The organism is Mesorhizobium sp. SARCC-RB16n (assembly GCF_008520305.1).
Lineage (GTDB): Bacteria > Pseudomonadota > Alphaproteobacteria > Rhizobiales > Rhizobiaceae > Mesorhizobium.
Genome location: NZ_ML703317.1, coordinates 1 through 13,900, shown reverse-complemented (window position 1 = coordinate 13,900; position 13,900 = coordinate 1). Strand labels below are relative to the sequence as shown.

Here is a 13,900-nt window from a genome sequence, read left to right as displayed (position 1 = left end):
CAACGCAATCGTGAGGTTGCCTGATGAGCGACCCTCGCGGCGATCCGGTCGGATGCTGCTATTCTGCCTCAACCGCCTCGCCGGCCACTTCCGCCTCCTCGTCTTCTTCGTCATCCCGCATTCCCGGATCGACATCCGGCAGGGAGATTGAGAACATTGTCACCTCGCCGGCACGAATAAAGACCCTCTCGCCGTCGCCATCCTCAAAGGTCAGCCACTCGTCGGCTGTCAGGCCGGTTTCGGCGGAGAGGAACAAACCTTGGAGTTCGCCGCCTTCCCAATCCGTATCATCGCCGAAAGGCGTCAGGTCTGGCTCAACGCTGAAAGTTAGTGGCTCAGCCGCTTCGGCGAGATAGAACCTCGCTTCGCCTTCGTCGGCTTCATCGTCCTGCGGCTGTCGACCAGGACCGTCAAAGAGAAACTGACAGAAAATAAGATGCTTGGGGTTGATGGCGTAGCGTCGATTTCCCGAGTCGAAGACTAGAAAAGCTCCATCATCTGACGCCTGAACGAGATGCCAAAGCCTGTCATAGTCCGTCCCAGAAATCGGCAGATCCCCGTCAGCGCCTCCACGCAGGCGGTATCGGAATGTCCAGTATTCCGGATGCATATCAAGCCCGGCTGCCTTCAATTCGTCCGCCGTACGTTTGTCCGAATAGGCGTCTGCCATCGTCTTCATGCGCTTGCCGGCTCGCCTCAGTGCCAACTCCGTGGAAGGAAATGCGTCGGGCATGCGAACACCCAAAGCACCGCAGATAGCGATGGCAAGGTCAAACCGAGCGTTCTGAGCGCCCGCCTCGATGCGTTGAACTTGCTGCTGGCTGGTGCCGGCTAGCGTCGCCAATTGCTTCTGTGTGAGTCCCTTTTTCCTGCGCAGTTCACGCACTCGGTTGTCCGACATAGCACTACCTCAACCAATCCCGTGTCTGTTACACCAATCCGTGTTTACATGTATACATGTAGATTAACACGCATACGTGTCAAGGATTATTCGCGGCACAGCTGCTCGCGCCCGATATTGTGTTACAGAACTGTGCAACAGCCGGTAGGCAGGACACCATAATACGCATAAGAATCAATGGCTAAACAGGACGCGAGCGCAATCCCTCTTCTGGGCACCAAATTCCCGTTTCGAACCGTTCGTGGTTCAGACACCTAAAAAGCCCGGTTCGTCCGGGCTTTTTATTGATTTGTGCAAAGCGAACGCCTCAGACGGCCAGCTTGCGCGTGGCCTCGATCGAAGCCTCCGCGATGATATCGAGCGCGCCGAACTGCTCGTAGAAATCGAGGCCGAACTGCTCCTGTATGTTGCGCCCGGCATGGCCGCACAGCATCCAGCTGTCGCCGACGGGGTTGATTTCGATGAGGAACAGTTCGCCTGTCGCGGCGTCGCGCAGGATGTCCACGCCGAGCGACGGAATGGTCGGGAAAACGGCATGGGTGCGAACGGCAAGGTCAAGCACGTCCTGGTCCGCCGCAAGGCCAATCGAGCATCCCTTGGCCGAGGCCACGATCGACGCGCCAGGGGCCGATCGGAAACCGCTGGAACCACTCACCGGGTTGAGGTCACGCCGGCCCTCATACCGGATGGCGGCAAGGGGCTTGCCGAGATAGCTCAGCACGCGGTACGCCGTCGGCCATGGACCGGTATGGACATATTGCTGGGCAATCATCGCCGCGCGTCTGCCCGGATGATCTTGCGGATAGTCCGCCGGCGCGGTGTAACGCACGCGCCCGGTCTTGGTGATGCGCACGAATGCCCCCTGTTTGCCACGCGAAGGTTTCACGACCACGTAAGGCCCCCACGCTGCCGGATCGAGATTTGTCCCGGGCGCGATTTCCGTCCACCTGGGCACGGGAAGTCCTGCCGCATCGAGGGCGGACAGTTCCTCGATCTTGCCCATGCGCTGATGGACGAGGCGCGTTCCGCGCAGCGGCTTGAGCCATTTCAGCCGGTCCATCTCGATGGACAGGGTCGGCCTCCCGACCAATGTCGCCGTCTGCAACATCGTCAGCGCGGATGCCGTCGAAAGCACGCGGACCTTGATGTCCGGCGCGCGCCGCTCGATCAACGCACCAGCCCTGCGGAAATCCTCGATCGCTTCCTTTTTTGGGTAGCAGTAGAAAGCCAGATTGAACTGGGGCATGCCGGGTTTCGCTCGCAAATCGGCGCTGGAGACGGATCATGTCTGTCCCTGGTACCAAGGAACAGTCTTGCGGCGCCAACGCAAACTTCTGCCGATTGTTTTCCTGGCCGCCGTGGAGGCTCGCGAGGATGTCGCTGCCATCTCCCAACCTCCCCTCCTGGCCAGTTCCCGAACAAACCGCTTCAAACCGGGCGCCCGCTTCGCTACGTTCGCAACCATGTCTCAATCCAGCACCGCGATCTTCGGCGCCCGCCGCGACCAGGCCTTTCCGACCCTGACCGAGGCGGACATCGATCGTATGCGCCGGTTCGGCGAGGCCAGCGCCTATGCCGCCGGCGAGCACATTTTCGAGACCGGCGATGTGTCCCCGGGGCTGATCGTTGTCCTGTCGGGCGAGGTCGATATCACCCAGGACGGCAAGCTTGGCCGGCGCGAGACGATCGTCACGCATGGCCCGGGCAGCTTCGTCGGCGAACTGGCGCAGCTTTCGGCCCGTCCCTCGCTGGTCAATGCGCAGGCCGCCGAGGCGGTCGAGGCGTTCGTCATCTCCTCGCAGAGGCTGCGCGACCTGATGGTGCAGGAGGCCAATCTCGGCGAGCGCATCATGCGGGCGCTCATTCTGCGCCGCGTGGGGCTGCTCGAGAGCGGCACGATCGGTCCCATCATCGTCGGACCGGCCGACAATGGCGATGTCCTTCGCCTGCAGGGCTTTCTTGCTCGCAGCGGCCAGCCCCACCGCGTACTCGATTCCAAAACCGATCCTTGCGCGAAGACCCTGTTCGAGCATTTCCAAGTCGATCCGCACCACCTGCCGGTCGTGCTCTGCCCAAACGGCAGGCTGCTGCTCAATCCCGCCGAGAAAGACCTCGCCCGCTGCATCGGCCTGCTGCGGCCGGTCGACGCCAGCAAAGTCTATGACGTCGCCATTGTCGGCGCTGGGCCGGCCGGGCTGGCGGCGGCTGTCTATGCGGCCTCCGAAGGGCTGTCGACCATCGTGCTCGATTGCCGTGCCTTCGGCGGACAGGCCGGCGCTTCCGCGCGCATCGAGAACTATCTCGGTTTCCCCACGGGCATTACCGGCATGGCGCTGATGGCGCGCGCCTACAATCAGGCGCAGAAATTCGGCGTCGAGATGGTCATCCCCGACGAGGTGAAGCTGCTCGGTGCCGCGACCGACGGCGCGCGCTACCAGCTTGCGGTCGGCGACGGCGAGACGGTGCGCACGCGCTCGGTGGTCATCGCCAGCGGCGCGCGCTATCGCCGCCTCGATGTCGCCAACCTCGCCGAGTTCGAGGGCACTTCAGTGCATTATTGGGCCTCGCCCATCGAAGCACGGCTTTGCGGCGGCCAGGAAGTGGCGCTGGTCGGCGCCGGCAATTCGGCCGGCCAGGCGGCCGTCTACCTGGCCAGCCATGTCAGGAAGGTGGCGCTGCTGGCGCGTGGCGGCAGTCTCGAGGCCTCGATGTCGCGTTACCTCGTAGAGCGCATCAGGGCGCAGCCGAACATCGAGGTGCTGACCGGCACCGAAATCGAGGCGCTGGACGGCGAGGACGGCAATCTCGCTGCTGTCCGCTGGCGCGACCGCTCGAGCGGTGCCTTGACGACGCGGCCGATCCGCCATCTCTTCCTGTTCATCGGCGCCGACCCGAACACCGATTGGCTCGCCCAATCCGACGTCGCGCTGGATGCCAGGGGTTTCATCCGCACCGGATCGGACCTAGCATCGGCGCATGGCGTGATGGAGACGAGCCGCAGCGGCGTGTTCGCCATCGGCGACGTACGCTCCGGTTCGGTCAAACGCGTCGCTGCGGCTGTCGGCGAAGGCGCCCAGGTGGTGGCGGCGTTGCATGCATTTCTTGCGCGGGAAGGCAGCCATGCCGACGCGCCTCAATCTGTCGGGAGAGTGTGATGGCTGACGAGTGCGGACACGCGGCTGGGATCAAGGACGTGACGCCGAGCGCGCTCGGCTGCGAGGAGTGCCTGAAGACCGGCTCGTGGTGGGTGCATCTGCGGCTCTGCCGCACCTGCGGCCATGTCGGCTGCTGCGACGACTCCCCCAACCGCCACGCCACCAAGCACTTCCACGCCACCAGCCACCCGATCATCGAGGGTTACGACCCGCCGGAAGGCTGGGGCTGGTGTTATGTCGACGAGATCTTTCTCGACCTCGGCGACCGCACGACGCCGCAGAACGGCCCGATCCCACGCTTTTACTGAGTGCTCCGGAGAGAGCCAGGGAAAACGGTTGGTTCGGCCGGACCTACCGCACCGACCCGGTGACGGTGCGATCGACGTCCGGAACGGATTTGCGATCGTTGCCGGCAAGGGCGGCGATGAGCAGCAGGCTGGCCACGACCGGAACGAACAGCACGGCGACGCGGGCTTGTATATGAAGAATGGCGCGCCATTCGCTGCGCTTGTCGGGGCTTTCGCTCATCATACTCACTTTGCCATGGACCCCCCGGGAGGTCACATAGCCGCGAACGGTTAAGCAACTCCTTCCGACTTCGTTAACGGTGGCATTCAAGCCTGCAATCAACCGAGCCCGATCCGCCTGCCGCCTTGCCGGAACAACGCTTCGGCGTCGGGCTCGAAGCGGAAAGTGCCGATGAAGTCGTCAGCGCGATAGTCCGGCAAGGTCTTGCGGATGGCGGCGGCAAAGCCGCGCGCCTCGTCGAGCCGTCCCGCCAGCGCCAGGCAATGTGCCGCGATCGCCAGAATGATGGCGTGCGCGTTCGGCCGCGCCGCGGCCTTCAGCGCCCATAAGGCTGCCTCCTCGAACTGGCCGAGACGGACATGCGCCATGGCCCGCGCGCCTAGCATGCCGAAGAGCAGCGGGTCGAACGGGCTCAAATGGCGGGAATGATCGGAGGAGCCGATTGCCGCCCGCGGATCGCCCGACTGCGAGTGGACGAAGGACAGCGCATAGTGGCCGAGCGCGAAATTGGGGCTGAGTTTCACGGCCTGTTCCAGTTCGCCGAGTGAGCCGTCCTGTTCGCCGCGCAGCCACAGCGCCCGCCCCATCGCCCAGTGCGCGGCCGGATTGTGGTCATCGACCAGCAGGCTCTGGCCGGCGCTTTCGAACGCCAGCGCGCTTTCCCGATCGCGGTCGCCCCAGCGCTGGAAGGCGTTCTGCCAATGCGTGAAGGACAGGCCGGCATAGGCGCGGGCGAAGGTCGGATCGAGCTGCAACGCCCTGGCAAAGAAATGCCGCGCCGTTTCGTTCTCGGCCTGTGTAAAGCGGTACATGTGCCAGAGGCCGCGGTGGTAGGCCTCCCAGGCATTGAGCGAGTTGGGTGCCTTCAGCAGGGCGCGGTTGCGCTCGACCGTTTCGATCTCCGCCGAGATCGACGACACGATGCTGTCGCCGATGTCGTCGAGCACGGCGAAGATATCGTCCGGACGGCGCTCGAAGGTCTCGGCCCAGACGATCCTGGCGGTGCGGACCTCGACGAGTTCGACGCTGACGATCAGGCGGCCGGCGATGCTGCGCACCGTGCCTGTGGCGACATAGTCGACGTTCAGCCGGCGGCCTGCCTCCTCGGGCGCGATGCCCTTGTCGGCCAGCGCGAACACCGATCCGCGCGCGATGACGAAGAAATCCCGCAGCTTGGCGAGACGGGTGATGATGTCGTGGGTAAGGCCGTCGGCCAGCCCGCCGCGCAGGCCGGCTTCCTCCACAAACGGCATCACCGCCAGCGAGGCATGGCTTGGCTTGACTGCCTCGTCATGCCCTGGCGGGGCGACAAACTGCGCTACCATGGACACGCCGGCCGGCTGCGCGCCGAGCGAGGCATTTGCCCGTTGGTCACGGAGCGCCCGCCAGGCCGCGCGGAGTGGCGCGAAATCCAGATCCTCCGACTGAAACAGCTGTTGCGTTGCCGCCAAGTGCTGCTCGGCCGCGCCGATCTCGCCGCGGCGGACCAGACTGGTCAGTAGAGCCAGATGCGCGCGCCCGTCGAACGGGGTCAGCTCCACCCAACGATCCAGATGGCCGATCGTCTCGTCGCAGCCATCCGGCAGGATTTCGACGAGCCGCTCCAGTACGGCGGCGTGGCACGCGTGAAAACGGCGGCGTCGGGCAAGCAGCCAGCTGTTGAAAAGCGGGCTGCGGTCGAGTTCCAGCCCGTCGAGCAAATCGCCGGCGAACAGTCCGGTCAGCGCCCGCAGCCGCTCCACATCAAGCCTGCCGATCCCGTGCGTGGCCGCTTGGCTGATTTCCAGCGCATCGACATGGCAGCCGCCGAGATCGAGCGCGATTGTATCGTCCTGCGTGCGGACACGGCGCCGGTCCGGCGTGTCGAGAGCGCCGCGCAACTTGCTAAGGCACCAGCGCAACTCGCCGCGCGGATCGTTGGGCACATCCCACAAAAGTTCGCACAGGCGGCTGCGCCCAACCGGATGTGGCGCCAGCACCAGATAGGCGAGCAGCGCCCGCAGCTTGCGCGAGGCCGGCAGTGCCATCGGCACGCCGTTACGCGTGACCGTCAGCGGTCCGAGCAGCCGCACGGACAGGCACGGCATGCCGCCGTCCTGGCTCGATGGTGCGGATTCCACGTCCGTTTCCACGCCTGCTCCCATGCTGGCCTGTCGGCCCTTGCTCTATCACCAAACACGACACGGCGCATCCGGCAGCGAATTTCGCTCCGGCAGCGGTCATTGCCGCATCGCCGGCACGTCAGTCCTAGCGCGGCAAGGTCTCGAAACCTCGCCGCCCAGGCCGCCGGTTTGTAACCGGCCCGTGAAAATGAACACGATCGAGGAGATCAACGATGTTGAACAAACAGAAAATCAGGAGCACCGCCGGGCGCGGCCGCCTGTTCGACAGCATTCTGGACACCGTTGGCGACACGCCGGTGGTGCGCGTCAACCATCTCGCGCCGGCCCATGCGACCATCTACGTCAAGGCCGAGTTCTTCAACCCGGGCGCCTCGGTGAAGGACCGGCTGGCGCTCAACATCATCGAGGAGGGCGAGCGCAGCGGCGCGCTGAAACCCGGCCAGACCGTGGTCGAGGCGACCAGCGGCAACACTGGCATAGGCCTCGCCATGGTTTGTGCGCAGAAGGGCTATCCGCTGGTCGTGACCATGGCCGACAGCTTTTCGGTCGAGCGCCGCAAGCTGATGCGCATGCTCGGCGCCAAGGTGGTGCTGACGCCACGCGCCGAAAAGGGTTTCGGCATGTACAAGAAGGCGGTCGAGCTGGCCGAGGCCAATGGCTGGTTCCTCGCCCGCCAGTTCGAGACGGCCGCCAATGCCGCCATCCACGAGGCGACGACGGCGCGCGAAATCATCAACGATTTCGCCGGCTCGCGGCTCGACTGCTTCGTCACCGGCTATGGCACGGGCGGCACCGTCGTTGGCGTTGCGCGGGTCTTGCGTCGCGAGCGGCCCGACACCCGCATCGTGCTCTCCGAGCCGGCCAATGCGCAACTGATCGGCAGCGGCAAGGCGCAGCAGCGCGGCGCCGACGGCGCCCCCGCCGCCAGCCATCCGGCCTTCGAGCCGCACCCGATCCAGGGCTGGACGCCGGACTTCATCCCCAATGTCCTGCAGGAAGCCATCGATACGAGCCTCTATGACGAGGTGATACCGGTCGCCGGGCCCGAGGGCATCAAATGGGCGCGGACGCTGGCCCAGAAGGAAGGCATCTTCACCGGCATTTCCGGCGGCGCCACCTTCGCCGTGGCACGGCAGGTCGCGGAGAAGGCGCCAGCCGGATCGGTGATCCTGTGCATGCTGCCCGACACTGGCGAGCGCTACATGTCGACGCCGCTGTTCGACGGTATCGAGGCCGAGATGGATGCCGACGAAGTGGCGCTGTCGCGCTCGACGCCCGGCTGCCAGTTTCCGGCGGCTTGAGGGGGGCAGCCATGGACATCGCGCAGGAAACCCTCGGCATGGTGGCCGAGGAAACGCTTGACCCCGCCGACTGGGCCGATGTCCAGGCCCTGTCGCGCCGGGTCGTCGACGATGCCGTCGATTATCTGCGCGACGTGCGCGACCGCCCGGTGTGGCGGGAAATGCCGGCGGACGTGCGAGCGTTTTTCGCGGCACCCCTGCCGCGCTCGCCGGCACCGCTGGCCGATGTCTACGGCGAGGTCTCCCGCACCGTGATGTCCTATCCGATGGGCAACATCCATCCGCGCTTCTGGTCCTGGTACATGGGGTCGAGCAACTTCACCGGCGCGATCGGCGATTTCCTGGCGGCGATCCAGGGCTCCAATCTCGGCGGCGGCAACCACGCCGCCGGGCTGATGGACAGCCAGGTGGTCGATTGGTGCAAGCAGATGCTTGGATTTCCGGCCTCGGCCTCCGGCACCTTGGTCAGCGGCGGTTCGATGGCCAACCTCATCGGGCTGACCGTGGCGCGCAACACCAAAGCCGGCATCGACGTGCGCGAGCACGGCGTTGCCGGCATCGAAAAGCCGCTGCGCTTCTATGGCTCGGACCAGATCCATTCCTGCCACCGCAAGGCGATGGAAGCGCTTGGCCTCGGCAACCGTGCGCTGCGCCGCATCCCGACGGATGCCGGGCTGCGCATCGACATATCGGCCCTGCGCGCGGCGATCGCGGAGGACCGGGCAGCCGGTTTTACGCCGGCCTGCGTCATCGGCAATGCCGGCACGGTCAACACCGGCGCGATCGACGATCTCAAGGCGCTTGCCAAACTCGCTCACGAGGAAGGCATGTGGTTCCACGTCGATGGTTGCATCGGCGCGCTGATTGCGATCGCGCCGCAAAACGCCCACCGCGTTGCCGGCATCGAATGGGCCGATTCCGTCGCGCTCGATCCGCACAAATGGCTGCACGCACCCTTCGAGGTCGGCTGCGCGCTGGTCAGGGATGCCGTCGCGCATCGCCGGACCTTCGCGGTGACGCCGGAATATCTGGAATCGACGCCGCGCGGCCTCGCTTCCGGCGAATGGCTGCATGACTATGGCCTGCAGACGTCGCGCGGTTTTCGTGCGCTGAAAGTGTGGATGGCTCTGAAGGAACATGGCGTCGAAAAATTCGGCCGTCTGATCGACCAGAACATCGCGCAGGTCTCCTATCTGGCCGGGCTGATCGAGGTCGAGCCTTCGCTGGAGCTGGCGGCGGCGCCGACCATCAACATCGTCTGCTTCCGCTACCAGCCCGGTTTGGCGGGCGAGGTGCTGAAGGCGCTCAACACCGAGATCATGCTGCGGCTGCAGGAGCAAGGCATCGCCTCACTCTCCGACACCACCGTGCAAGGCGAGCACTGGCTGCGTGTGGCGATCACCAACCATCGCACCCGACGCGACGATCTCGATCTGCTGGTGCGTGAAGTGGTGAGGCTGGGCCGTGAGATCGCCGCGGATGGCCGCGCGTCTTCCTAGTTCCGGGCGAGCGTGCCAGTCTGCCCGCGATGATTCGGGGGAGGTCGGCGGTGACGCTGTTTCGCATGGTTGCGCTGGCGGCACTGGTCCTGGCCACCTCGGCCAAGGCCGCCGACATGGCCTTTTTCGTCAAGAACCTGCGCAAGGAAGCGGTCGCGGTGGAACTGTTCAGCCGCGACCGCGAGACGGTCTGGCCGGGCAACGACAAGGTGTTCCTTGTCGATCCGGGCTCGCAGAAATCGGTGCCGATCTCCTGCAATCAGGGCGAACGCATCTGCTATGGCGCCTGGGTCGGTGGCAATGACAAGATTTCCGCCGGCGTCGGGCCAGACAACGACCAGCCTTGCGATACCTGCTGCTTCATCTGCGTGGAGCACACGACCGAAACGATCGACTTGGTGCCGTAAGACAAAGGCAAGCCATAAGAGAAGGTAGGGGGTGTCGGACCCAAATTAAGTCAGGGATCCAGTCACCAGCCCCACTTCCGCGATTCAGCACGGCATGCGATGGTTGCGGCGCGGCCGGATGGGCCGCTTATTCAGGGGGTTACCATGTTCTACGCCTACGCGCGCCGCTCGCTGGCCGCGCTTTCTCTCGCCATGTTGCTGGTGCCGTCGGCCCATGCCGGCGACGTCACCTTCGCTGTCAAGAACAGCCATCCCAACGCCATGCGCCTCGAGCTCTACAGCCAGGACCGGGACTATGTCTGGCCAGGCAATGGCAAGGACTTCTATCTCGACGATGGCGAGACCAGGCAGTTGCCGATTTCCTGCAACGAAGGCGAATCGATCTGCTACGGCGCCTGGGTCGATGGCGATGAGGGCACCTATTGGGGCGTCGGCCCCGGCAACAAGGAAAAATGCGAGGACTGTTGTTATACCTGCAGCGGCGGCGAGACCGAGGAGATCAATCTGGTCCCCTGACCGGTTTGCCAGCTTGACGGTTTTCTTGCTGGGAGCCATAGCCTCCCCAAACACCCAAGGCACGCCGCGTACATTCAGGCACGGCGTGCTCCAGGCAGACAGGGAGCACGCCAATGGCCGGCATGGTCGAAAGCGACAAGATCGACGTCGGATTTTCCGGCAAGCGCTGCATCCACTCGCGCAATTGCGTGCTCGGCGACCCGCATGTCTTCGTGCCCAACGCGCCGGGCCAATGGATTCATCCCGAGGCGGCCAGCGTCGAGAAGATCGTCGCGCTGGCCGAGAATTGCCCCTCGGGCGCCATCACCTATGTCCGCAAGGATGGCGGGCCGCAGGAAAAACCGCCTGCGGTCAACACCGTGCGGCTGCGCGAAAACGGCCCGCTGGCGGTGCATGCCGAGATCGTGCTTGGCGACGAGACTTTTTATCGCGCCACGCTCTGCCGTTGCGGCGCCTCGCAGAACAAGCCGTTCTGCGACAACAGCCACATCAAGGCGGGCTTTGCCGCCACCGGCGAACCGGCGCTGAAGGATACGCCGGCGCTGGAGACCCGTGACGGCCCGCTGAAGGCGACGCCGACCACCAACGGCCCGCTCAAGCTCGAAGGCAATGTCGAGATCGTCACCGGCACCGGCCACACGGTCGACCGCACCACGAAGGTTTTTCTGTGTCGCTGCGGCCATTCCGCGAACAAGCCATTCTGCGATGGGTCGCATAAGAAGGTTGGGTTTGTGGGGTAGGTGAGTAGCCAATCTCCCCCCTCGTGGGGGAGATGTCCGGCAGGACAGAGGGGGGCGCCGTAGAGCGCTACCTTCAACACCCAGCGAGCAGTGACAATGCCTCATACGCCATTGCCTCCAAGACATCGCGCAAACGCCAGATCGATGCGCAAGGTCATGACATCAGCCGAATTGAAGCTCTGGAACGAGCTTCGCGCGCACCGCCTGATGGGGCTTGGCTTCCGCCGGCAATTTCCAATCGCCGGTTACATTGTCGACTTTGCTTGTCCGGAAAAGAAACTTGTCGTCGAAGTCGACGGCTCCCAGCATGCGGACCCAGTCACCGGCGACGAAGCCAGGACGTTGCGCCTGGAGCAAGACGGCTGGACAGTTCTGCGATTCTGGAACCACGACGTCATCCGTGACATCGACAATGTCTGCCGGCATATTGTGATTGCGGCCGGGCTTGGCTGATGGTGCCATGATTGCGGCGAGGTCGGCGGGACAGCGCCCCCTCTGTCCTGCCGGACATCTCCCCCACGAGGGGGGAGATTGCTTGTGGCCCATCTCTCCCGGCTTTATCCGCAAGCCCGTATCGGCTAAGGGCAGGCAACCAAACCATTTGCCCGGACTTCCGCCCCAAAATGACCACCAAATCCAAGCCAAAGCCTCTCTTCCTCGGCATCGACACCGGCGGCACCTACACCGATGCCGTGCTGTGGTCCGAGACCGAAGGTCACCAGCAGGGGCCGAACAAGGGCAAGGTGCTGGCCAAGGCCAAGGCGCTGACCACGCGGCATGATCTGGCCGTCGGCATTTCGGGTGCCGTCGATGCGGTGCTGGAAAAGGCGGGCACCGATCCGGCTGACATCAAACTGGTCTCGATGTCGACGACGCTCGCCACCAACGCGCTGGTCGAGGGCCAGGGCGGCCGCGTGGCGCTGGTCATGATCGGCTTTTCCGAGGCCGATCTTGCCCGTGATGGGCTGAAGACGGCCCTTGGCACCGATCCGGTGGTGTTTTGTCCGGGCGGGCATGATGTGCACGGCAACGCGGCAAAGCTCGACCTGTCCGGGCTGGAGGCGATGCTGCCGGAACTCGGCGTCTCGGTGTCCGGCTTTGCCGTCTGCGCCTATTTCGCCACCCGCAATCCCGCGCATGAGATCGCAGCCCGCGAGCTGATCCGCGACAGGACCGGCCTGCCGGTCACATCGAGCCATGAGCTGTCGGCCAAACTCGGCGGTCCGCGCCGGGCGCTGACCACGCTGCTCAATGCGAGGCTGATCTCGATGATCGACCGGCTGGTGGCGGCGACCGAGGGGTTCCTTCAGGCGCGCAACATTGCCGCTCCGCTGATGGTGGTGCGCGGCGACGGCGCACTAGTTTCGGCGGCGTTTGCCCGCCAGCGGCCGATCGAGACGATCCTCTCGGGTCCGGCCGCCAGCCTCGTCGGCGCCCGCCACATGACCGGGCTCGACAACGCCGTGGTGTCCGACATCGGCGGCACCACCACCGATGTCGCCGTGCTCGATGGCGGCCGGCCACGGCTCGACCCGGAAGGCGCGACCGTTGGCGGTTTCCGCACCATGGTCGAGGCGGTGGCCATGCGCACCTTCGGCCTGGGCGGCGATTCCGAGGTGACGCTGGAGGATGGCGCGCTGAACCCGAAGATACTGCTTGGGCCGCGCCGCCTGGTGCCCTTGGCGCTGGCCGGCATGGCGCATGGCGAGGCGGTGACGGCGGAACTCGAACGCCAGTTGCGCGCCCCCAACACCGGCCGCATGGACGGCCGGTTCGCGGTTCGCACCGGCGTGCCGGATCGGCTCGCCGCGGGGCTGACTGCCCCGGAGGCAAAGCTCTACGAGGCGATCGGGGCGACGCCGCTTGCTCTCGACAGGCTACTGACCTCGAATGCCCAGAATGCCACCTTGAACAGGCTGGTTTCGCGCGGGCTGGTGCACATCTCAGGCTTCACGCCGTCGGACGCCGCGCATGTGCTCGGCAAGCAGGCGAACTGGGATGCCGCCGCCGCGCGCCTCGGCGCCGAACTGTTCGCCCGCAGGCGCGATGGCCGTGGCCAGTCGATCGCGGCTTCGCCGGAAGCGATCTCGGAGCGGGTGCTGTTGACACTGACGCGCTGGTCGGCCGAATACATCCTGGAAACCGCCTTTGCCGAGGACGGGCTCGATGGCGCGGCGACGGTAGCGCACGCGCTGGTCCAGCGCGCCGTCGACGCCCACCCCGGCATCGCGCGCCTCAGCGTCGCGCTCGACCGCCCGGTCATCGGGCTGGGCGCTTCGGCCCCCCTGCACTATGCCGGCCTGGCGCCATTGGTCGGCAATGACTGCGTGGTGCCCGGGGATACCGATGTCGCCAACGCGCTCGGCGCCGTCGTCGGCCAGGTCCGGGTCTCGGCCGAGGCCCGCGTCAGCCAGCCCAAGGAAGGCCTGTTCCGGCTGGCCTCGGGTGAAACGGTGCGTGATTTCCTCGACGAGGCGGCGGCGATCGCGGCCGCCGAGGCCGACGTGCGGGCGATCGTCGCCCAGCGGGCCCTTGATGCCGGCACCGACAGCGCCGAGATCGACGTGGCCACGGAGTTTCGTGTCTCGACGGTCGAGGCCCAGCGTATGTTCATCGAAGCGCATATCGTGGCGGTGGCGTCGGGAAGGCCAAGGATCGCGGTGTAAGGAAGGAAGAGGAGCGATCTCCCCCCTTGTGGGCCTGTTGCGCAATGTTGCGGGAGGCGTGTTG

The 13,900-nt window shown here is 65.3% G+C and carries 13 protein-coding genes; 9 read left to right on the top strand and 4 right to left on the bottom strand.

Annotation, left to right across the window (positions count from 1 at the left end):
* Positions 1-58: 58 nt before the first annotated feature.
* On the bottom strand, positions 59-886 hold the full coding sequence (locus C7I87_RS34735) for a helix-turn-helix transcriptional regulator (protein WP_210250687.1): 828 nt from the start codon (positions 884-886) through the stop codon (positions 59-61).
* A gap of 322 nt (positions 887-1,208) precedes the next feature.
* On the bottom strand, positions 1,209-2,147 hold the full coding sequence (locus tag C7I87_RS34730; protein WP_149908436.1) for an ATP-grasp domain-containing protein: 939 nt from the start codon (positions 2,145-2,147) through the stop codon (positions 1,209-1,211).
* A 217-nt stretch (positions 2,148-2,364) separates the two neighbouring features.
* On the opposite strand from C7I87_RS34730, the gene C7I87_RS34725 reads away from it, so the two are divergent.
* Together C7I87_RS34725 and C7I87_RS34720 are read left to right on the top strand one after the other, a co-directional pair.
* Positions 2,365-4,056, top strand: coding sequence for an FAD-dependent oxidoreductase (locus tag C7I87_RS34725; RefSeq protein WP_149908435.1), 1,692 nt, complete (start codon positions 2,365-2,367; stop codon positions 4,054-4,056).
* Complete coding sequence (locus C7I87_RS34720; RefSeq protein WP_149908434.1) at positions 4,056-4,364, top strand: UBP-type zinc finger domain-containing protein; 309 nt, start codon at positions 4,056-4,058, stop codon at positions 4,362-4,364. The genes C7I87_RS34725 and C7I87_RS34720 overlap by 1 nt, the downstream gene beginning before the upstream one ends.
* 43 nt (positions 4,365-4,407) lie before the next feature.
* Here C7I87_RS34720 and C7I87_RS34715 read toward each other — a convergent pair whose 3' ends face one another.
* Positions 4,408-4,584 carry a hypothetical protein gene (locus C7I87_RS34715; protein ID WP_188394120.1) on the bottom strand — a complete coding sequence of 59 codons (177 nt, stop codon included), beginning with the start codon at positions 4,582-4,584 and terminating at the stop codon, positions 4,408-4,410.
* Positions 4,585-4,682: 98 nt separating this feature from the next.
* Entirely contained in the window at positions 4,683-6,728 is a 2,046-nt protein-coding gene (locus C7I87_RS34710) for a BTAD domain-containing putative transcriptional regulator (protein ID WP_373424815.1), read from the bottom strand.
* 191 nt (positions 6,729-6,919) lie between these two features.
* Between C7I87_RS34710 and cysK the strand changes: the two genes are divergently transcribed.
* The 7 genes from cysK (at position 6,920) to C7I87_RS34675 (ending at position 13,836) form a co-directional block, all read left to right on the top strand.
* Complete coding sequence (cysK, locus tag C7I87_RS34705; RefSeq protein WP_149908432.1) at positions 6,920-8,008, top strand: cysteine synthase A; 1,089 nt, start codon at positions 6,920-6,922, stop codon at positions 8,006-8,008.
* A gap of 11 nt (positions 8,009-8,019) precedes the next feature.
* A complete protein-coding gene (locus C7I87_RS34700; RefSeq protein WP_149908431.1) occupies positions 8,020-9,507 on the top strand; it encodes a pyridoxal phosphate-dependent decarboxylase family protein in 1,488 nt (495 codons plus the stop codon).
* 50 nt (positions 9,508-9,557) lie between these two features.
* Positions 9,558-9,914 carry a hypothetical protein gene (locus tag C7I87_RS34695; RefSeq protein ID WP_149908430.1) on the top strand — a complete coding sequence of 119 codons (357 nt, stop codon included), beginning with the start codon at positions 9,558-9,560 and terminating at the stop codon, positions 9,912-9,914.
* A gap of 144 nt (positions 9,915-10,058) precedes the next feature.
* On the top strand, positions 10,059-10,430 hold the full coding sequence (locus C7I87_RS34690) for a hypothetical protein (protein WP_149908429.1): 372 nt from the start codon (positions 10,059-10,061) through the stop codon (positions 10,428-10,430).
* A 113-nt stretch (positions 10,431-10,543) separates the two neighbouring features.
* The gene (locus C7I87_RS34685) at positions 10,544-11,170 is read left to right on the top strand and encodes a CDGSH iron-sulfur domain-containing protein (RefSeq protein ID WP_149908428.1); all 627 of its coding nucleotides are present in this window, start codon (positions 10,544-10,546) and stop codon (positions 11,168-11,170) included.
* 96 nt (positions 11,171-11,266) lie between these two features.
* Positions 11,267-11,623 carry an endonuclease domain-containing protein gene (locus C7I87_RS34680; protein ID WP_149908427.1) on the top strand — a complete coding sequence of 119 codons (357 nt, stop codon included), beginning with the start codon at positions 11,267-11,269 and terminating at the stop codon, positions 11,621-11,623.
* Between the two features lie 170 nt (positions 11,624-11,793).
* Positions 11,794-13,836, top strand: coding sequence for a hydantoinase/oxoprolinase family protein (locus tag C7I87_RS34675; protein WP_149908426.1), 2,043 nt, complete (start codon positions 11,794-11,796; stop codon positions 13,834-13,836).
* Positions 13,837-13,900: the final 64 nt, after the last annotated feature.